At 58.9% G+C, this 20,067-nt stretch carries 19 protein-coding genes; 9 read left to right on the forward strand and 10 right to left on the reverse strand.

Features of this window, described 5'->3' with window-relative positions; all coding sequences use genetic code 11:
• Positions 1-5: 5 nt before the first annotated feature.
• Both fghA and ACZ5Q2_RS03275 read right to left on the reverse strand, forming a co-directional pair.
• A complete protein-coding gene (fghA, locus tag ACZ5Q2_RS03270) occupies positions 6-851 on the reverse strand; it encodes an S-formylglutathione hydrolase (RefSeq protein ID WP_432210450.1) in 846 nt (281 codons plus the stop codon).
• Positions 852-880: 29 nt separating this feature from the next.
• Positions 881-1,312, reverse strand: a complete 432-nt coding sequence (locus ACZ5Q2_RS03275) for a CBS domain-containing protein (protein ID WP_061331240.1) — start codon at positions 1,310-1,312, stop codon at positions 881-883.
• Between the two features lie 198 nt (positions 1,313-1,510).
• Here ACZ5Q2_RS03275 and ACZ5Q2_RS03280 point away from each other — a divergent pair, with 198 nt between their 5' ends.
• Positions 1,511-2,872, forward strand: a complete 1,362-nt coding sequence (locus ACZ5Q2_RS03280) for an alanine/glycine:cation symporter family protein (RefSeq protein WP_058092812.1) — start codon at positions 1,511-1,513, stop codon at positions 2,870-2,872.
• 153 nt (positions 2,873-3,025) lie between these two features.
• Positions 3,026-3,679 carry a peroxiredoxin gene (locus ACZ5Q2_RS03285; RefSeq protein WP_058092813.1) on the forward strand — a complete coding sequence of 218 codons (654 nt, stop codon included), beginning with the start codon at positions 3,026-3,028 and terminating at the stop codon, positions 3,677-3,679.
• A gap of 84 nt (positions 3,680-3,763) precedes the next feature.
• Here ACZ5Q2_RS03285 and ACZ5Q2_RS03290 read toward each other — a convergent pair whose 3' ends face one another.
• The 3 genes from ACZ5Q2_RS03290 to ACZ5Q2_RS03300 all read right to left on the reverse strand — a co-directional run bounded on the left by ACZ5Q2_RS03290 (position 3,764) and on the right by ACZ5Q2_RS03300 (position 6,431).
• Positions 3,764-4,546 carry a MetQ/NlpA family ABC transporter substrate-binding protein gene (locus tag ACZ5Q2_RS03290; RefSeq protein WP_058092814.1) on the reverse strand — a complete coding sequence of 261 codons (783 nt, stop codon included), beginning with the start codon at positions 4,544-4,546 and terminating at the stop codon, positions 3,764-3,766.
• A 200-nt stretch (positions 4,547-4,746) separates the two neighbouring features.
• Positions 4,747-5,424, reverse strand: coding sequence for a methionine ABC transporter permease (locus tag ACZ5Q2_RS03295; RefSeq protein ID WP_058092815.1), 678 nt, complete (start codon positions 5,422-5,424; stop codon positions 4,747-4,749).
• Complete coding sequence (locus ACZ5Q2_RS03300; protein ID WP_058092816.1) at positions 5,424-6,431, reverse strand: methionine ABC transporter ATP-binding protein; 1,008 nt, start codon at positions 6,429-6,431, stop codon at positions 5,424-5,426. Before ACZ5Q2_RS03300 ends, ACZ5Q2_RS03295 begins: the two co-directional genes overlap by 1 nt.
• Positions 6,432-6,674: 243 nt before the next feature.
• Between ACZ5Q2_RS03300 and ACZ5Q2_RS03305 the strand changes: the two genes are divergently transcribed.
• Positions 6,675-8,066: an HDOD domain-containing protein gene (locus ACZ5Q2_RS03305; RefSeq protein WP_156471723.1), complete on the forward strand. Its 1,392-nt coding sequence runs from the start codon at positions 6,675-6,677 to the stop codon at positions 8,064-8,066.
• A gap of 27 nt (positions 8,067-8,093) precedes the next feature.
• Here the strand turns inward: ACZ5Q2_RS03305 and ACZ5Q2_RS03310 are convergent, their stop codons facing one another.
• Positions 8,094-8,792, reverse strand: coding sequence for an anti-sigma factor (locus ACZ5Q2_RS03310; RefSeq protein WP_061331242.1), 699 nt, complete (start codon positions 8,790-8,792; stop codon positions 8,094-8,096).
• Positions 8,789-9,346 (reverse strand): sigma-70 family RNA polymerase sigma factor, encoded by a 558-nt coding sequence (locus ACZ5Q2_RS03315; RefSeq protein ID WP_061331243.1) that lies wholly within the window; start codon positions 9,344-9,346, stop codon positions 8,789-8,791. Before ACZ5Q2_RS03315 ends, ACZ5Q2_RS03310 begins: the two co-directional genes overlap by 4 nt.
• A 169-nt stretch (positions 9,347-9,515) precedes the next feature.
• Between ACZ5Q2_RS03315 and ACZ5Q2_RS03320 the strand changes: the two genes are divergently transcribed.
• From ACZ5Q2_RS03320 to ACZ5Q2_RS03335, 4 genes are read left to right on the forward strand one after another with little or no spacing between them, the layout of a single operon-like run.
• A complete protein-coding gene (locus ACZ5Q2_RS03320) occupies positions 9,516-11,021 on the forward strand; it encodes a DUF4331 domain-containing protein (protein WP_061331244.1) in 1,506 nt (501 codons plus the stop codon).
• Positions 11,022-11,041: 20 nt separating this feature from the next.
• Positions 11,042-11,275, forward strand: a complete 234-nt coding sequence (locus ACZ5Q2_RS03325; RefSeq protein ID WP_061331245.1) for a hypothetical protein — start codon at positions 11,042-11,044, stop codon at positions 11,273-11,275.
• Positions 11,235-12,476 carry a tetratricopeptide repeat protein gene (locus tag ACZ5Q2_RS03330; RefSeq protein WP_227510087.1) on the forward strand — a complete coding sequence of 414 codons (1,242 nt, stop codon included), beginning with the start codon at positions 11,235-11,237 and terminating at the stop codon, positions 12,474-12,476. The genes ACZ5Q2_RS03325 and ACZ5Q2_RS03330 overlap by 41 nt, the downstream gene beginning before the upstream one ends.
• Positions 12,473-13,603: a HupE/UreJ family protein gene (locus ACZ5Q2_RS03335; RefSeq protein ID WP_082780512.1), complete on the forward strand. Its 1,131-nt coding sequence runs from the start codon at positions 12,473-12,475 to the stop codon at positions 13,601-13,603. Before ACZ5Q2_RS03330 ends, ACZ5Q2_RS03335 begins: the two co-directional genes overlap by 4 nt.
• Positions 13,604-13,651: 48 nt before the next feature.
• Here the strand turns inward: ACZ5Q2_RS03335 and ACZ5Q2_RS03340 are convergent, their stop codons facing one another.
• Together ACZ5Q2_RS03340 and ACZ5Q2_RS03345 are read right to left on the reverse strand one after the other, a co-directional pair.
• Positions 13,652-14,260, reverse strand: coding sequence for a hypothetical protein (locus ACZ5Q2_RS03340; RefSeq protein WP_058092818.1), 609 nt, complete (start codon positions 14,258-14,260; stop codon positions 13,652-13,654).
• Between the two features lie 142 nt (positions 14,261-14,402).
• Complete coding sequence (locus ACZ5Q2_RS03345; protein ID WP_061331246.1) at positions 14,403-15,890, reverse strand: amidase; 1,488 nt, start codon at positions 15,888-15,890, stop codon at positions 14,403-14,405.
• Positions 15,891-15,986: 96 nt separating this feature from the next.
• Between ACZ5Q2_RS03345 and ACZ5Q2_RS03350 the strand changes: the two genes are divergently transcribed.
• Entirely contained in the window at positions 15,987-16,754 is a 768-nt protein-coding gene (locus tag ACZ5Q2_RS03350; protein ID WP_061331247.1) for a sulfite exporter TauE/SafE family protein, read from the forward strand.
• On the opposite strand, the gene ACZ5Q2_RS03355 is transcribed toward ACZ5Q2_RS03350, so the two are convergent.
• Positions 16,751-19,105, reverse strand: a complete 2,355-nt coding sequence (locus ACZ5Q2_RS03355; RefSeq protein WP_227510088.1) for a diguanylate cyclase domain-containing protein — start codon at positions 19,103-19,105, stop codon at positions 16,751-16,753. The genes ACZ5Q2_RS03350 and ACZ5Q2_RS03355 overlap by 4 nt on opposite strands.
• Positions 19,106-19,260: 155 nt before the next feature.
• Between ACZ5Q2_RS03355 and ACZ5Q2_RS03360 the strand changes: the two genes are divergently transcribed.
• Positions 19,261-20,046 (forward strand): MotA/TolQ/ExbB proton channel family protein, encoded by a 786-nt coding sequence (locus ACZ5Q2_RS03360; RefSeq protein ID WP_061331249.1) that lies wholly within the window; start codon positions 19,261-19,263, stop codon positions 20,044-20,046.
• Positions 20,047-20,067: the final 21 nt, after the last annotated feature.

Below are 20,067 nucleotides of genomic sequence, written 5' to 3' on the forward strand. Positions count from 1 at the left end.
CGGGCTCATGCCAAACCCAATGCCCTGGCATGATGATTCAGGTGGTCGTCAATGAACGAGGCAATAAAGAAATAACTGTGGTCGTACCCACGGTGCATTCGCAGGTTGATGTGGTGATGAAACTTCTCACAGACATCCGCCAACGTTTCCGGGTTCAGCTGGGTTTCCAGAAACTCATCGGCCGTACCCTGGTCTACCAGTAGCGGCAGCCGCTCTTTTGCGGTCGGAATCAGGCGGGTGGCATCCCACGCTTCCCACTTGCTCTGGTCATCTCCAAGATAACCCTTGAAGGCTTTCTGCCCCCAGGGGCACGCCATCGGGTTGGCAATTGGCGCGAATGCCGATACCGATTTGTAATACCCCGGATTCTTCAGGGCACAGATCAAAGCTCCGTGGCCGCCCATGGAATGGCCGCTGACCGACCGCTCACCGCTAAGCGGCAACTCATTCTCAACCAATTGGGGCAGCTCCTTCACCACGTAATCGTACATGCGGTAGTGGGATGCCCAGGGCTGTTCTGTGGCATTCACGTAAAAGCCCGCGCCACTGCCAAAATCGTAACTGTCGTGCTCGCCAGGCAGGTCCACGCCCCGGGGGCTGGTATCCGGGCACACAATCGCCAGGCCCAGCCTGGCGGCCAGTTTCTGGGCACCGGCTTTCTGCATGAAATTCTGGTCGGTGCAGGTCAGCCCGGACAACCAGTACAGCACTGGCGCTGGTTTGCCTTCCTCGCCCAGAGCCGACGGCGGCAGAAACACCGCAAACTCCATGTCGCACTGGAGCGTGGCAGATGAGTGGCGGTAGCGGCGGTGCTCGCCGTCAAAGCAAACGTTGGTGGCTAAAAGTTCCATAGCACTCCTGGCGATTGTGGGTGGAGAAGTCAGTCCTCGACGTTGGCGAAACGCTGTTTTTCGATGGTATTACCGGATTTGGCCAACTGGGACAGAATAGCTGTACGGGTGACAATCCCCACCAGTTTGCCATGATCAACCACCGGGTACACTTTCGGCTTTCCGGCCCCCAGATTCTGCGCCAGATCGATCACCGACATCTCCGGCGACACCGTCAGCGGTTTATGGAACATCACATCGTCCACAATGGGCTCGCCCTCGCTGTGATAATTACTCACCAGCAGCGAGTGAATGCAGTCCTGCTCCGACACAAAGCCCAGAACCTGGCGCTTTTCATCCACCACTGGCAAACCGGTAACGTGGTTATCCAGTAACGCTTTAACAACCTTGGTCAGCGGTGTGCCGCAACGGATAGGCTCAATGTGATTCCACATGACTTCCGAGATTTTCAGTGAGCGCATAGGCAGCCCCTTTCCGGTTTTATTTAAGGCGCCGAAACTGGCACCGCAGTTACTCTAAACATAGGCAATGGTGGGCAAAATGGACAACTCTCAGGAGCAAAACGGTTTACACCATAAAATAGTCGACTAAACTCAACAGGTTATGCCCTCTGGGGCTCTAATCATATGACCTAGCCGTGGTAAACAGTGGGAGAACCCATGGAACCCATTTCTGAATTTGTAAGTCAAATCAATAGCCTGGTCTGGGGACCACCGATGCTGGTTATGATCCTCGGGGTCGGGCTGTTTCTCAGTATTGGTCTGAAACTGATGCCGATCCTGAAACTGGGTGCCGGTTTCCGGCTGATGTGGAGCGGCCGTGCCCGCGGTGACGAGGACGATGGTGATATTCCGCCATTCCAGGCCCTGATGACCGCCCTGTCAGCCACCGTAGGCACCGGTAACATTGCAGGGGTTGCCACCGCCGTGTTCCTGGGCGGCCCGGGCGCCCTGTTCTGGATGTGGCTGACCGCCCTGGTGGGCATGGCCACCAAGTACGGCGAGGCCGTGCTGGCCGTGCGCTACCGGGAAGTGGATGAGCGTGGTGCCCATGTGGGCGGCCCCATGTATTACATCCGCAATGGCCTGGGCAAGAAATGGGCCTGGCTTGGGGTGTTGTTCGCGATCTTCGCCTCCATTGCCGCTTTCGGTATCGGCAATACGGTACAAGCCAACTCGGTGGCGGATGTGTTGTCTGCCAACTTCGGCCTGCCCCACTGGATCACCGGCGTTCTGCTGATGATTATGGTGGGCCTGGTGCTGATTGGCGGCATCAAGCGTATTGGCCAGGTGGCCAGTGCCCTGGTGCCATTTATGGCGGTGTCTTACGTGCTGGTTGGCCTGATTGTTCTGGCCATCAATGCCAGTGAAATTCCCGCAGCCGTCAGCATGGTGTTCAGCTATGCCTTCAGCCCGGCCGCAGCCGAGGGCGGTTTTGCCGGTGCAGCTGTCTGGGCGGCTATCCGCTTTGGCGTCGCACGCGGTATCTTCTCCAACGAAGCGGGCCTGGGTTCTGCGCCCATCGCCCATGCCGCCGCCCAGACCAAGAACCCGGTCAAGCAGGGCATGGTCGCCATGCTGGGCACCTTCATCGATACCATCATTGTGTGCAGCATCACCGGCCTGGTGATTATTACCTCCGGCGCCTGGACCTCCGGCGAGACGGGTGCGGCCCTCACCTCCCTGGCCTTTGAAACAGGCCTCCCCGGCTTCGGCAACTACGTGGTAGCGATTGCCCTGGCGATTTTCGCCTTCACCACCATCATTGGCTGGTCGTTCTATGGTGAACGCTGCATCGAGTTCCTGTTCGGTGTGAAGGCCATTGTGCCTTATCGGGTGTTGTGGATTGTCGCCATCCCTGTGGGTGCCACCATCAACCTGGGCTTTATCTGGCTGGTGGCCGACACCCTCAACGCCATGATGGCGCTGCCCAACCTGATTGCCCTGCTGTTACTCAGCCCGGTGGTGTTCAAACTCACCCGGGAGCACTTTGAGAAGCAGAAGGCCCTGGGGGTGAAATAAACAATCGGTATGTCTGGTGCTCATAAGGATGTGAGCAAACCGTTGGATGCTCTGGATCAAGCCCCCCTTGCATTCAGGGCATCCATCGCCACAGTGTCTAACGTACACAAAAAAACACCGTGTTTGCCAACAACCTGTCTGAGGAGAACGACTATGAGTTTGCGTCTTGGAGACACTGCACCGGATTTCGAACAGGATTCCAGCGAAGGCACCATTCGCTTCTATGACTGGCTTGGTGACAGCTGGGGGGTTCTGTTCTCGCACCCTGCCGACTTCACACCGGTATGCACCACGGAACTGGGCCTGACCGCCAAACTGAAAGACGAATTCGCCAAACGTGGCGTCAAGGCCATTGCCCTGAGTGTCGACCCGGTTGACTCCCACAAGGACTGGATCAAGGATATCAACGAAACCCAGGGCTGCACCGTCAACTTCCCGATCATTGCCGACCACGACAGCAAGGTGGCCAAGCTGTACGACATGATCCACCCGAACGCCGACAGCACCCTGACCGTGCGTTCGCTGTTTATCATTGATCCGAACAAGAAGGTGCGCCTGATCATTACCTACCCGGCATCCACCGGTCGTAACTTCAACGAGGTGCTGCGGGTTATCGACTCCCTGCAACTGACCGATGACCATAAAGTGGCTACGCCAGGTAACTGGGAAAAAGGCGGCGATGTGGTGATTGTGCCGTCACTGCAGGATGAAGACGAGATCAAACAGCGCTTCCCGAAGGGCTACAAGGCAGTGAAATCCTACCTGCGGATGACTCCAGACCCGTCCTCTAACTGGAGCGGTGACTGATCCTCGCCTTGCAGTAAGTTTTGTGCCAGTAAAAAGCCGGGCAGTGCGAACTGCCCGGCTTTTTCATTTTCGAGTACCCGGATGTCAGAATGCCGGTACTACTGCACCTTCGTATTTTTCTTTGATGAACTCGCGAACGGCGTCTGATTTCAGCGCATTGGCCAGTTTCTGCATGGCGTCGCTGTCCTTGTTGTCCGGGCGGGCAACCAGGATGTTTACGTAAGGGGACTCGGCACCTTCAATCACCATGGCATCTTCAGACGGGTTCAGGCCCGCTTCCAGGGCGTAGTTGGTGTTGATCAGGGCCATGTCGACCTGGTTCAGGATACGCGGCAGGGTAGCGGCTTCCAGTTCGCGGAAGTTCAGGCGCTTGGGGTTGTCGGCAATGTCACGGGGTGTGGCGGTGATTTTGCTTTCGTCTTTCAGGGTGATCAGGCCGGCTTCCTGAAGCAGCAGCAGGGCGCGGCCGCCGTTGGTGGGGTCGTTGGGGATGGCCACCACGGCACGATCTTTCAGTTCGTCGAGGGAGCTGATTTTGCTGGAGTAGGCGCCGAAGGGTTCAACGTGGATACCGGCAACGGTGACCAGGTTAGTGCCACGGCCGCTGTTGAATTCGTCCAGGTACGGCTGGTGCTGGAAGAAGTTGGCGTCCATGCGCTTCTGGTCAACCTGGATGTTTGGCTGTACGTAGTCGGTGAAGACCTTCACATCCAGCTCAACACCTTGTTCGGCCAGTGCCGGCTTCACGAATTCCAGCAACTCAGCATGGGGGACCGGAGTAGCGGCTACGGACAGTTTCTCTGCAACAGCAGCAGAGGAGAAAGTTGCTACGGCAGCGATGGCTACCAGAGTTTTCTTCAGATTCATTATTGCGTTCTCCTGTGGAGCATCGTGTTTAACTTTGGTTTACGGCACGCTGCTGGGAGGCTCCTTCCGAAAAACGCCCGTGAATACGTCCATGTAGGGCTCCGTCGCGCCATCCCTGGCGCTCCAGGTTTTCGGAAGGAGCCTCCCAGCGGCCTGCCTATACCGGACTTTGGAATTGCCTGCCCGGCTCAATCACAGTCTTACTTTCTGCTGAAATACAGCACCAGACGATCGCCGACCATCTGGAGTACTTGTACGAAAATCACCAGCAAGGCGACAGTAATCACCATCACGTCGGTCTGGAAACGCTGGTAACCGAAGCGGATGGCCAGGTCGCCCAGGCCGCCGCCACCGATGACGCCAGACATGGCCGCGTAGGAGACCAGGGTGATGGCCGTCACGGTAATACCGGCGATGATGCCCGGAAGCGCTTCCGGCAGCAAGGCGCCGAAGATGATCTGGCGCACGTTAGCACCCATGGCCTGAGTGGCTTCGATGATGCCGCGGTCGACTTCCCGCAGGGAGGTTTCCACCAGGCGGGCGAAGAAGGGGGCACCGCCAGCCACCAGTGGCGGGATGGCGCCGGCCACGCCCAGTGACGTGCCAATGAGCAGTACGGTGAACGGGATCATCACGATCAGCAGGATGATGAAAGGCACGGAACGCAGTACGTTGACCACGAACGACAACACCGCGTAGGCCACCGGTTGTTCCAGGAGCTGGCGTTTGCCGAACAGGAACAATAATACGCCAATGGGCAGGCCGATCAGTACGCTGAACAGCAGGGACATGCCCACCATCACCAGGGTGTCCCAGCTGGCCCAGCCGATTTCCAGCCAGTCGACGTTGCCCATGAGGGTTTCCATTAAAGCTTCCATCAGCGCACTACCTCCACGTGAACATCGGCGGCTTCCAGCGCCTGCATGGCGACGTCGAGATCACCGCCCACCAGTGACAGGGTCAGCTGGCCGTAGGGGGTGTCTTTGATGTGATCGATCCGGCCGGAGAGGATGCTGAAGTCTACGCCGGATTCCCTTGCCACGCTGCCCAGCAGGGGTTTGTAGGTGGATTCGCCCTTGAAGGTCAGGCGCAGGATGCGGCCTTCGGCTTTCTGCAGGTCTTCCTGGAGTTCGTTGCGGTCGATGTTTTCGCTTTCGAACACAAAATCCCGGGTGGTGGGATGCTGGGGGTGCAGGAACACCTCGCTCACCGGGCCCATTTCCACGACGCGACCAGCGTCCATTACGGCTACCCGATCGCACACCCGGCGTACCACATCCATTTCGTGGGTGATCAAGACAATGGTCAGGCCCAGCTCTTTGTTAATGTCACTCAGCAGTTTCAGCACCGACTGGGTGGTTTGCGGGTCCAGTGCGCTGGTGGCCTCGTCGCATAGCAGAATGGTGGGGCGGCAGGCCAGGGCACGGGCGATACCAACCCGTTGTTTCTGACCACCGGACAGCTGCGAAGGATACTTGTCTGCGTGGTCGGTCAGGCTGACCCGGGCCAGCAGTTCCTGTACCCGCTCCCGTATCTCGGTTTTGCTGTAGATGCCCGCCAGCTTCATCGGAAACGCGATGTTGTCTGCCACGGTTTTGGACGACAGCAGGTTGAAGTGCTGGAAGATCATGCCCACTTTGCGGCGGAAGGCTCGCAGCTCCGCAGAGTTGTACCGGGTAATGTCTTCGTCGTCGATCAGGATGCGGCCGCCGGTGGGCGGTTCCAGCAGGTTGATCAGCCGCACGAGGGTGGACTTACCCGCGCCGGAATGGCCGACGATGCCGAATACCTCGCCGGTTTCAATGGTCATACTGGTGGGGTGCAGCGCGGGGATCGCCCGGCCGGCCACCTGGTATGACTTCTGTACCTGGTCAAATACAATCACGATCAGTGCCTTGGTCTTTGCCTTTGGAGTGCGTAGGGCGCGCAGCCGAAAACCGGCGATTATAGCCTATTCGATGACCAAACCCGAATCCAGGCGGTGTGTAGTTGCCCTTACACAAAAAGCTACCTGACACACCCGCCTGCCCTCAGCTAAACTGCTATTTGAAAAGAACATTAATAAACCTCCACCTATCCGAGGCGCGCCGTAACTGTGACTACACCGTCCGAGAATACGCCCTCAAGGATGAATTCCACCCAGGCATGGGTTTCCTACCTCAGCAAGGTAGAGCTGCCGGTATTGGCCAACACCCTCCGGCAGATCAACGAACTGACCGACAGCCGCAACAGCACAGTGAACGAACTGGCGAATGTGATTCTGAATGATGCCCAGTTGACGTCCCAGGTGCTTCGGCTTTCCAACACGGTGTTCTACAACCAGACCCGCACCCAAGTGAGCACGGTCAGCCGTGCCATCACGTTGATCGGTTTCGATGCCGTGAAATCCATGGCGATTTCATCGCTGATTGTCGACACTCTGCTCAAACGCAACGACCGGCCACACCTGTTGCGTTGCCTTGCCCGCGCTATTCACGCAGCCGTTCAGGCCCGGTGCCTGATGCCCAAACGCACCGAACATGCGCTCGAGGAAGTGTTTATCGGGGCCTTGCTGATGAACATCGGTGAGCTGGCATTCTGGTCCTGCGAAACCGATCAGGCGACCGAGCTGGAAGAGCGCCTGCGGTTGGACGAACCGCCTGTGGAGGCACAGAAGGCCGTGCTGCACACCACCTTTACCGAGATCACCCGGGGCCTGGTGGAAGCCTGGTCTTTAGGTCCGTTTATCCGTGAAGTGGTGGCGCCCGGCAAGGCCAACTCCATGGCCAGCAGCCTGGTGCGCAACACCGTGGAAATGGCCACGGTGTCCGAGCATGGCTGGAGCGGGCCAGAGATGGACAAGGTGCTGGAACGTTTGTCGGCAGATGTTGGAGAAAGCCCCGCCGCCATCCGGGACCAACTGAAGGTCAACGCCCAGGAAGCCACCAAAGTAGCCGTGTCTCTGGGCATTCCGCAGGTCACGGCGTTGCTGCCCGGCAATCAGGAGAGCGCCGCCGGACACGGCGCCGAAGCCCCGGTTATGGACCCCGCCCTGCAGTTGCAGATCCTTCGGGATCTGACCCATACACTGGCAGAAAAACCCGATATCAACGAAGTGTGCCAGCTGGTGATCGAAGGCATTCACCGGGCCATTGGAATGCAACGGGTAGCCCTGCTGATGAGTGACCGCACCGGTCAAGATCTGATCCCCAAAAAGGTAGGCGGCCGTGGTACCGAAGAGTGGCGAGAACACCTGATTATCCACAAGGATGGCACCGGGCCACTGGGAGAGCTTTTACCCCATGGCACTTGTGCCATCTACAAACCCGGCAAACAGGCGGGCGGTGTTCCCTATGACCGCTGGCTGGGCAAGGTGCCGGCCCTGGTAGGCTCGCTTACCGCCAAGGGCCGACTGGTGGGCCTGTTCTATGCCGATAATGCGGCGGCGGGCTATGTGCCGTCGGAGCAGCAGCTGGCAGCCTTTGCCCACTTTATCCAGAACGCACAATTGTGCCTCACGCTGCTAACCACCAACCACTGATCAGCCGAGAGGCGGCTCGACCCTGTTTCACATCTCGTAAAGCCGGGTGATATGCAGGACCGGGCCGGTCGGTACGCCCGTGGGAGAGCCGCCTCTCGGCTCCAGGCTGATGGCCAGCGTGCGGCTGCTGGCCAGCAGCCTGCGGGCATCCTCAGACAGCGTCACCTCGTATACTCCTCCCACGGCCATAACGCCCAACGACAAGGGGCTACCGTCACCCGGCACTACCCATAACTCGTAATCCCTGCCCTGTTCTGCGTCGACGGCGGCCACGGGTCTCAGCCTCAATCGGTTACTTCCCGCTTCGCTGACCAGCCATAGCGGATCGCTCACGTCAGCCTGTACCACTGCGCCGGTTAACTGGACATCACGGCCTGTGCCCGTCTGGTGAGGAGAAACCACAATCACTGCCAGAACCAAGGCAGCCGCGCTTGCCAGCAAGCTCCAGCTCGGCCAGAGCCAACGCATGCGCGGGCGTGCCTGGGGAGTTTCGCCGGCAGTGGGCCAAAGCCGCCGTTCTATGTTCGCCCAAACCGAAGCAGCTGGACTGACCGAAGGCACCGCCCGGGTCAGTTGGCCAAGCCGCTCTTCCCAGAACCAGACCTCCTGCCGAACCTGCACCGATTGCATCATCCAGCGCTCAAAGCGCTGCCTCGCCCGCCCGGTTAGCGAACCCAACACATACTCTGCGGCGAGACTTTCAACACGTTCCGGCGTTTTTTTCATCGTTCCAGGCACCTCTTCAGCGCCATCAGGCCGCGTCTTATCCAGCTCTTCACAGTGCCGACAGGCGAACTCATGGCCTGAGCCAGCTCATCGTGGGTCAGGCCCCGGTAGTAGGACAGCAAAATGGTGTCTCGCTGGGTATCGCTCAACTCTTCCAGGCACCCTGTCAGCGCTGTTGCTCCAGCTTGCTGTAGCCGGGTCTCCAGTGGCCCCCGGCGTCCGTCTTCCAGATGTTTCAGCATGTCGTCACCAGCACTTCTCAGAGGTCGGCGTGCCCGGATGAGATCAAGAGTTCGGTATCTGGCAATGGTCAACATCCAGCCCAGGGGTGCGCCTCTATCGCCGTGATACTCGCCCGCGTTGTGCCAGATCTGAACAAAGGCATCCTGCAACGCTTCTTCCGCGAGATCCTGTTGGCCTGAGAGCTTGTAACACAGCCCGAACATGCGAGCCGAGACTCGCTGGTACAGCTGTCGAAAAGCCTCCCGATCATGCTGTGCCACTGCCAACAACAGGTTCAACAATTCTTTTTGTTCTGACTCATCAACCGTCATGTTCTGCCCCGTGTCATCCAATGCTCCTGAACAGTTACGGGGCGGGCGCCGCGAAAGTTGCAAGACCGCTCGTTGAAAATCGCACATTTTTTTCGCTTCGGAGTGCATCTTTTCACCGGTGGCACCCGTTATCCCTTGGCAATACCAACCATCGATGAGGAAGCACGGAATGAACACATTAATAAAACGATCCGGCCTCGCAGTTGCGGTTGCCGGCTTGTGCCTGGCCGCCGGATCCGGACACGCGTCCAGCCACAGAGAAGCCCCATTTATTACCGAAATGCCGAAAGTGGATGGAACCGATTTCTATATGTTCCGCAGTTATGAAGCCGGCCGGGAGGGCTTTGTGACCCTGATCGCGAACTATCTGCCGCTGCAGGATGCGTATGGCGGGCCCAACTACTTCGATCTTGATGAAGACGCCATCTACGAGATTCACATCGACAACACCGGGAACGCGCAGGAAGACATCACCTTCCGTTTCTCATTCCAGGATGTGAAGCAGGATCTGAAAATCGATGTGAACGGAGAAATGGTCTCCATCCCTCTGAAAACTGGCGCACCGGTTGGTCCCGGCGCCATGGATGACGCCATGAACGGCGCTATTCAGGTTCGGCAGACCTACACCGTGGATGTCATTCGAGGTGATCGACGCACTGGCGTTTCGCAGCCCGTCACCGGTGATGGCGGCAGCCCTACCTTCAGCAAGCCACTGGATAACATCGGCAGTAAAACCATTGCAGACTATCCTGCCTATGCCCAGAGCCACGTATACACCGCCAATATCCCGGGCTGCGGTACCGGACGGGTGTTTGCCGGCCAGCGGGCCGAAGCCTTTGCCGTCAACCTCGGCGAAGTCTTCGATCTGATCAACCTGTCTGCCGCAGATGTCACCGGCGCCAACGGCCGGGATCTTGGTCTGAATATTCTGGAAGGCAAGAACGTGACGTCGCTTGCTCTTGAGGTGCCGATCGAGTGTGTTGCCTCGGCCAATGATCCGGTCATCGGTGCCTGGACTACAGCCAGCGTTCGCCAGGCACGAGTGATCAATCCGCGACCTGTGGCCTTCGAAGAAGGTGATGCAGGCAAGGGTGCGACCGTTGAAGGTGGCGCATTCACCCAGGTGTCGCGCCTCGGTTCCCCGCTGGTCAATGAAGTCGTGATTGGCCTTCGGGATAAGGATCTCTTCAATGCCAGCGAGCCGAAAGACGATGCGTCTAACTTCGCACCCTATGTACTGACTCCCACCTTACCAGTGCTGATCGAGAGCCTGTTCGGTGTGCAGGCGCCCGACGCCTATCCACGCACCGATCTGGTTTGGGCCTTCCTCAATGGTGTACCAGACCTGACACGCCCCGGCGGCACGCCAACCCTGGGTGAAATGCTTCGGCTGAACACCAGCATTGAGGCCGCCAGCAGCGACGTCACCATGCAGGATGATCTGGGCGTCATCGCCGGAGACGTTACCGGCTTCCCGAATGGCCGCCGGCCTGTGGATGATGTGGTGGACATTGCCTTGCGCGTGGTGATGGGCGTCCTGCTCGATGAGGAATCGGCACCTGCTGGTCAGATCGAATACACCGACGGAGCAGTGGTTGATCGGGATCTTCTGCTGAGCGGCTTCCCGTACCTGGGCCATCCGTTCTCTGGCTCCCCGAATCCACAGCGTAACTGAAGCGACAAAAGGAGGTTTCCATGAAACCCATGCTCAAGATCGCGGCGTTGTTGGTGTTTGCTCTGGCACTTGCTGGCTGTTCAGACAGCTCCAATAACCGGGGCCAGGGCCTGAAAATCTCGGTGGACTTCACCACATTTGTCCAGAACGAGATACAGCGCACCGCGGATGATCGAGAACCGGTCAATATCAATAACCTGGAGTTCAGCTTCAATGATCAAGACAACGAACAGGCGTTTGACAACCTGTTCTGATCGCGGCTTGCTCCGCTACCAGCGTGCCGGGAAAGGCGCGCTGGTAGCTCTTGCTCCTGCCCTGAAGGGCGGAGCCTTTTCGGTCATCCTGACAGGGATGGCCGTCTTTGGCTCCGCCGCCTGGGCAGCACCTGCCGACATCAGAACCGACTTTAATGACGCCGACATTCTCGTCACATTGCCACAACCAGCGCTGACCCGAGCCCCGCTGCCCGACAACGCAGCGGAACTGGCAGACACCATACAGCAGCAGATCCTCCAGGCCAGACGGGATGGCGATCCAAGATACCTGGGTTATGCCAGCGGCTTGCTCGGCCAATGGCCCGAGGACCGACTGACCGACCGACTGAGAGTTCTTCGAGCCACGGTTCGGCAAAGCCTGCATCAATTTGACGATGCACGGGCCGACCTGCAAACCGTCATTAACACCGCCAATGACCCAACTCAGAAGCGACAGGCCCAACTGACGCTGGCAAACCTAGAGTTGGTGCAGGGCCGCTATGAACAGGCGGCCGTACAATGTCAGGCTTTGATTGAATCCTCGCCGGGGCTGGTTGCCCACAGTTGTCAGGCACAAGTTCAGGGCCGAACCGGGCAACCACAAGCGGCATATCAACAGCTTCTTGATCGTACCCGCGCAGAACAGCGGCACAACAGCTCGGCAAGACTCTGGGCGGAGGGGACGCTTGCCGACCTCGCAGCCCAGCTCGGCGATGCCCGTGCCCGCGACCACTGGCGGTTCATTCTCAGCCAGCAGCCAGACGATCTGTACACCCGCGCCCGGCTGGCCGACTGGTTTCTGGACAACAACCAACCAGAGAACGCCCTGCCTTTGACAGAAGGCTATGAGCACGTGGACTCCCTGGCAGTTATCCAGGCGATTGCCATGCTGCAAACCAATCATCACCAAGCCAACGCCATGATCACTCGCCTGAAAGAGCGGTTTTCCGAAGCTCGCTGGCGGGGGAGCCTTCTGCATGAACGAGATCTCGCACGGTTCCAACTGGATGTGGAAGGCCAACCACAGCAAGCGCTTAGCCATGCCTTGGCCAACTGGCAAGATCAACGGGAGCCGGAAGACACCAGGCTGGTATTACGCGCCAGCGTTGCGGCCGGCGAAGACGAACCCGCCAATACGGTTCGCAACTGGCTGAACCAACACCGGCAAACCGACAGCCGCTTCCCGGAGACCGACTCATGAACCGATTCCTTCTTCCTGGGTTACTGTTCGTTGCGATGCTGGCAGCAAGCTCATCGCCGGCCTGGGCCCACAAGGCCAGCGATGCCTTTATCTACCTTGACCTTGACCAGTCGACCGTCCGGGTGGACCTCGCCCTCAGGGACCTTGCCCTGGAGGTGCCCCTCGACCGCAATGCCGACCGGAGGGTCAGTGGTGCCGAGCTGAGAGCAGCCCGAGGAGAGATTACCCGTTACCTGGAGGAGGGTCTGCTACTGGCCAATCACAGCGGCAGCTGCGCCCTGCAGGGTGAGCAGTGGGGGCTATCCACCCACAGCGATGGCCCTTACGCGGCGGCTTTGTATCAGGTCTCGTGCCCCAACGGACAAGTGGCGGAATCCATTACCTATACACTGCTGTTTGATCGCGACCCCCTGCACAGAGGGCTTGTCAGCCTGACCTACGAAGGCCAGCAGACGCTTGCCGTTATTGGCCCCGATGACCCGACGCTGGCCTTAGCAGCAACCAGCTTCGGTAGTGGTCGCTTATTCGGCACGTTTCTCTATGAAGGCGTCGTTCACTTGCTGATAGGGCTTGATCACATTCTCTTCCTGCTGGTGTTGATGCTGCCAGCCACGATTCGACGACGGGAAACTACTGGGACCCGACATACTTCGGTTCACGCCGGTCTGAGACCGAGGCTGCTTGAACTGGTCGGCATCGTCACCGCTTTTACTGTGGCCCATTCCATTACCCTTGGACTTTCAGCACTCGGTGTGGTGCGCCCGCCCATTGCCTGGGTAGAGACCATTATTGCGTTGTCCGTTGCGCTGGCCGCCCTGAACGTCATCTGGCCGATACTGGGCCGGAAAACCTGGAAGCTGGCCTTCGGCTTCGGTCTTATTCACGGGTTTGGTTTTGCCAGTGTGCTGGGCGATCTGACCACCGGCGTCTCTCAAATGGCGGTGGCGCTGGCCGGGTTCAATCTTGGCGTGGAACTGGGGCAGGTTGCGCTGGTGCTGGTGGTTTTCCCATTGCTGTACCTCGCCGCCCGCTCGCGTTTCTACGAACGGGCCGCCGTGCCAGCCATGCTCGTGGCAGTCGGCGCCCTGAGCCTGTATTGGGTGGTGGAACGGATCGCCGAAATATAGAACCTATCCGGCCGGGGCCGTGGCGCCCGGCCGGCCTTTATCACGGGATCAGTGCAACGCCCGCATCTGCCGCGGGTAGAGCGCCGCGCTGACCTCGGGTTCTTCCAGCAAATCCGCCAGCTCGCGGTCGATATCGGTTTCCTCGCCTTCGTCTGGCAAAGGTTCGAACAGGGTGCTCAACCAGGCAGCCACACTTGGCGCGCTGTCTCTGTCGTAGTCGGTGGACAGCGCTTTGATCCGGCGAAAGCCGATAATGCGCTGATGTTTGGGATCGCGGATTTGTTCAAAGCCCCGCCAATAGATTCTGTCTCGGGTGTGCAGCTGAACAAACAGGGTGTCGATGGGACCGTTATCATCATCGGCACTGTCTTCATCCTCTGCCTGGGCCTGGGATGTTTCGGCATCGGTCGGTTTTCGACGGATGGTGGTCCAGGCCGGGTAGAGTACCGCTACGGCGTCGGCTTCCACATGTTCGCGGGCCGCCCGCAGAATCAGACCCCAGCGGGCCTTGTCGGCATCGGTTTCCAGAGAGTTGATGGGCAGGTCGTAGCTCTGCTCACTGGACAGAACTATGGCCATCATCGGGGCGTCCAGTTCCCCCATGGCTTCGGCCTGTGCTACGGATACCAGATCGTCGATTGCCATCGATTGGTTCATAAGATGCTCGCCTCCTCGATGCCATCAGGGTAGTCAGGGAATCAGATCCCTGTGTTACAGCATAGCCTGTTCCACCAGTAAAGATAAACGTGGAGTTTGCCGGCGCGGATCACAACCTCGCACGGGAGTTTGTGTCACCGCGTCAGAATGCGTTTTCCAGGCGTTCGTAATTGGCGAACCAGGGGTTTGCTTCCTCAAGCTGGGCGGCCAGCTGCAACAGTCGATCCTCGCGGCCATGGGCGGCGCCGAACTGGACGCCTACCGGCAAACCATCGCGGGTCCAGTGCATGGGTACCGACATCGCCGGCGTGCCGGTCAGGTTCGCAAGCTGGGTAAAGGGCGTTCGGGCCAGGCTTTCCAGCGCCATCTGGTCCACCTGGCCGCTACGATGGACCAGTTTGCCCGCTTTCAGGGTTAGCATCAGCCTGGCGATCAGTTTGAGGTGGGCCGGCGTATCCATTTCACCGATCCTGGCCGGCAACTGGCCGGTGGTCGGGGACAGGTACAGGTCAAAACGCTCGAAGAATGCGCCCAAGGCACGGGAGAAATCGTTCCACTGCTGGCGACGACGAACATAATCCGGCAACGGCATTGTACCCCCCAACATACCCAGTAACCGGGTCTCCAGCTCAAAATCCTTGTCCTCGGCACCGAACTGCTCCCGGGCCCTGTCCATCATTGAGGACACTTCACCGAAGTAAAGGGCCAGGTAGCACCGTGCCAAGGCCATGCCGTCAAATTCCGGCCGGGCATACTCGACATGATGCCCAAGGCCTTCCAGCATACGGGCGGTTTCTTCGACGGCGGCCACACACTCCGGCGCTACCTCGGTGTCGTAAGGCGACGAGGTAAACACACCAATCCTCAGCCGCCCCGGCGATTGCTGCATCAGGTCCAGCCAGGAACCCTCCGGTTCCGGAATGCGGAAGGGGTCGCCACTGGCTGCACCGGCCAACACATCCAGCATGCTGGCGCTGTCTCTCACCGTGCGGGACACCACGTGGTCGGTCGAAGCGCCGGTCCAGGCCTCTCCGGCGTGGGGCCCTACAGAGATCCGGCCGCGGGATGGCTTTAGTCCAAACAGCCCGTTGTAAGCTGCCGGAATGCGGATGGACCCACCGCCATCGTTGGCTCCGGCCATGGGAACAACACCGGCGGCTACCGCGGCACCGGAGCCACCACTGGAGCCCCCGGGCGTCAGTTCCGTGTTCCAGGGGTTGCGGCTCGGGCCCCAAAGAGCAGACTCGGTGACGGCCTTGAGGCCGAACTCCGGCGTTGCCGTGCGACCGATAAACACCAAGCCGGCCTTACGGGCACGTTGTACGAACTGTGAGTCCCGGCTCGGAATATTCTTTCGCATGGCCCGGCTGCCGTAGGTGCAAGGTTGCCCGGCCTGTTCCTGGGCCAGGTCTTTCAGCAGCAGGGGTACACCAGAAAACGGCCCATCAGACACCGGCGACTGCCCCATGGCATCCGAGTACTGGGGGTGGCAAATGGCGTTCAAGGCCCCATTGACATGATTGGCTCGCTCCACCGCCGCATCGGTTACTTCTCGGGGCGTCACATCACCCCGACGGATCAGATCAGCCAGCGCTGTTGCGTCGTATCTCAGATATTCGGACTGGTTCATGGGCCACCCTGTTTGTTGTTATTTACCCGCCCCCACTGGACTTTCGGGGCATAAACCGGAAACTCAGGAGCTTACGCCAATCCCAAAGTGAGTTCCATGGACCTGACCCTGTTTCCAGAGGCCATTAGCCCGGGCGTCGCTCTTTTTCTGCTATTAGCCTCGGCGATAACCTCAATGCTGACCGCTGTGCTCGGTGCCGGTGGTGGCGTTCTGCTGCTGGTGTTGATGGCATCCTGGATGCCACCGGCGGCGATTATTCCGGTGCATGGCATGATTCAGCTTGGCTCCAATACCGGCCGGGCAGTGCTGACCCGGCACCACATCGACTGGAAGGTTATTGCTGCCTTCACGCCCGGCGTAATCGCAGGGGCGGCGCTTGGCGCCTGGCTGTTGGTTGATTTACCCGCGCACCTCTGGCAGCTATCCATCGCTCTGTTCGTGCTGTATCTGTGTTGGGGGCCGAAACTGCCAAAAGCGTCGTTCGGGCCCGTTGGCATTTTTTTAGCTTCCGCCGTCACCAGTTTTGTCAGCCTGTTCGTGGGCGCCACGGGCCCCCTGGTCGCCGCCTTTATCAAGCAGATTCACCGGGATCGCTTTAAAACCGTGGCCACCTTCGCCGCTGCCATGACCTTGCAACATGCGCCCAAAGCGCTGGTCTTCGGGGTTGCCGGATTCGTGTTCTCGGACTGGCTGCTGTTCATTCTCGCCATGATTGCCTGCGGCTTCACCGGCACCTGGCTGGGGCTGCACGTTTTGAAATCCATGACCAACCGGTGGTTCAGCCTCGCCTTCAACCTGGTACTGACACTGCTGGCGCTGCGCCTGCTGTGGCAAGCGGCGGAGTCCGCCGGCTGGTTGGCCTAAAGTCCCGTGTCGTCAGGCGGGGCGGGCACTGAGACCACCGCATTGCGCCCCCGAGATTTGGCGATATAGCACCCTTCATCCGCCCGTGCCATGACCTCCCTCGGGCCGCTGTCGCCAGCAGACACCGGTGTGAGCCCAATGCTTACAGTGACACCGAAAGAACGGCCATCGTGCTGGACTTTCAGTGCCTCGACCCGGCTGCGCAGGTTTTCTGCCAGGGCTTCGGCCCGGTCCAGACCACATCCGGGCAACAGAACCGCAAATTCATCACCACCCAATCGTGCGACGGTATCCGATTGGCGAACCGCGCTCTGGAACAGATCCGCCAGGCGTTTCAACAGGTCGTCGCCCACCAGGTGGCCGCCCTGGTCATTGACCGGTTTGAAATGATCAAGATCGATCATCATCAAAACAGCGGGCGTTGCCTGATGTGGCGCCTCAGCCAGCGCTTTCAGCAGCGCGGCAGTGAAAGCCCGGCGATTCACCAGTTGGGTCAGCGCATCGTGGGTAGCCTCCCAGGAGAGTCGTTCTTCTTCCCGACGCCGCTCGCTGTCGTCCCTCAGCACAAATACCAGGCGCTCCTCATGCTCACCCCTGCGCAAGTGCAACATGGTGAGATCAATGTCGTAGACCTGGCTCTGCGAGTTTTCCAGAGTAACGTACCGGTTATCGATTTCCTCGCCTTCCTGAAATTCCTCCGGCTCCATCTTGTGGTTGTCATAACGAAAGGTCACCGTCTCGAAGAAGTTCTTGCCAATGCAATCATCGCCCAACGCAAGAAACTCGCCGGCCGCGTCGTTGGCGTAACGGACAAGGCCCGCCTTATCAACCATCAGAACGCCTTCCTGCAACACATCCAGTATCGAGTCGGCCCTCTGTTGCTCTTCCCGGAGTGCCTTCTCGAAACGCATTTCTTGAGTGACATCCCGTACAATCGTAATGGTACCGAGAGCCTGGTCCGGCAAATCAACGACCGACGTCATGGTATCGACCCAGACATACCCCGGTGAACGGGTGGTCAGCAATCGCAGGCGTCCGCGATAAAACCTTCGTCGGGTCAAAGCCCGGCGCCAACCCACCATAGCCGTAACGCGATCCTCACCGGCCACTCTCGAGATCAGGTACTGTTGTGCAAGTTGCTCAGCCGTCTCACCGAGAATATTCAACAGCGCCGGGTTAACGAACTCAATCCGACCGAGAATATTGGAGTGGACAATGCCAATGGGGGCATCCTGGGTCAGAGAACGGAAGAACGCCTCTCGTTCCGCCAATGATCGCAGAATCTCATCGCGCTCATGGCGGACCATGTTGAAAACCCGGGCTACATTCCGGATTTCCCGACCCCCAATTTCCGAGACCGGCATCTGGCGTTCGCCGGTATGGCGCTGATAGATCTGAACGCTCAGATCGCGCAGTGGCCGCAACAAACGGTGGAAGAACCAGAATGCCAGGGGTACCAGTAAGACCAGCACCAATAGCAGTGTCCAACTGAACGAATCGCGCATTCGGTTGACCGAGGCGAAGGCATCCGCTTCGGGCCAAACCGCCGCCACAAACCAGGGGACCTGAACCATTTGGCGATAGGCATTGATGGTTGGGCTCTCCCCGGCAGACGCATCGCGAAGTGAACCTTCAAAGCCCTCCATGGCACGTGCAACAGAGCTCTGCCGGGCATCTACTGGCGACATTACGCGACCATCGCTGCCATCAGCCAGTACCACACCCCGGCGAGTAATCAGGCGCAGATAGCCTGCATCCCCCACCCGAATGCTGGAGAAATCCCGCATGAAATTGTCACCGTTGAGCAGAATCAACCCGCCAATCATGCCGGCAAATCGTTTGCGGTGATCAAAAAGTGGTGCAGCAATCATGACACCCGGCTCACCATCAATGTGAGTCAAGTAAGGCTCACTGATGATGGGTACCAGTTGGCTGGAAACGGCTTTGAAGTATGGCCGTTCCGAGGCATTGAAGCCGGGGATCAGGTCATCACGGGGATTGGCGGCCAGTAGCTCACCAGTGGCATCGATGATAAGCAGGGCATCAAAGAGCCGGAGTAGCGAGGCCTGCTGGCGCAATACCACGCGCGCCCGATTCTGTAGCAGGGCATCCGAGGCCAGGATTTCAGTGGCAACGTGAGAGAGAACATCACGCCGCAGGGCAAGTTTCTGGTCGAGGTCACCTGCCACCATTCCGACAATCACTTCCACTTGCTGGTGCGCCTGATGCTCCAGTTCAGCCCGGCTCAGCGCAGAACTAACACTGGCCACCACAACCGCGGTCACCAACACAAAAGCCACTACCAGGGCAACTGCCCGGTTCGCCAGACTCGAAAACCACAACTTGATCAAATAACTAACCTCATACCGTCCAAAGCGGACGCTTCGCATTCTCCGGGCTTTATTGAAGTGTAGCAAAGGCAGGTTTTTCCTATCAGATCCCCGCTTGTAATTCAGGTGATAATCGTTATTATTTAGATCAACTTTAATTTTCCGAGCGATTCTGTATGGATTCCATCAGCCCTGCCTCCGCCGCACTGGCTCAGCACGGCCCCCTTGCCCAGCTGATCGACATGGGCGGACCGGTGATGATTGTGCTCATCGCCATTGCCGTTATCGGCTTCGTCACCTTCGTTTATCTGATGCTGTTTGGAGCCCTGTACGCTCCCCGATACACTCGCAGGCTGAACCACCTGATCCATCAGTGGCAGTCCTCCCCGGCAGATACCCGGCCCGAAAAGGTGCGAGAGCAGGCAGGCTTTTTGGGTTGTTGTAACCCACTTATGCATTTGTTGGTTAACACCATGTTGGCCTGCAAAGGCACGGCAAACACCACAGCAGTTCGGGAGACCGCCGTGCGGGATGCCCAACACGCTCTGGAACCCTTTGAAGCGCCGCTCAAGATCATTGAAGTGATCGCAGCCCTGGCGCCATTGCTTGGCCTGCTGGGTACAGTCATGGGCATGATGGAAGCCTTCAGCGCCATGGCCGCAACCGATGGCCGTGCCAATGCCAGCCAACTCAGTGGCGGTATCTACGAAGCGCTGACCACTACTGCCGCAGGCCTGGTCATTGCCATTCCATTTGCGGCACTGGCGGCCTGGGTGGAGTTTCGCCTGCGACGCATTCACAAAGTGATCAACAGCACCCTGGTAAGCGTGTTCAACGTGCTGCCTGCCACTGAGCCGCAGCCCGTTACCGAGCAATCCGCAGTTGCTGCGGAGCAGACCGCTCAAGCCAGCCACAGCTACGACAACGCAGACAACCCGCGTTTTGCCCATGCAGCTGGTTGAGCCCCGACCAAGCAGGCCCAT

This window comes from Marinobacter alkaliphilus (genome assembly GCF_055394375.1).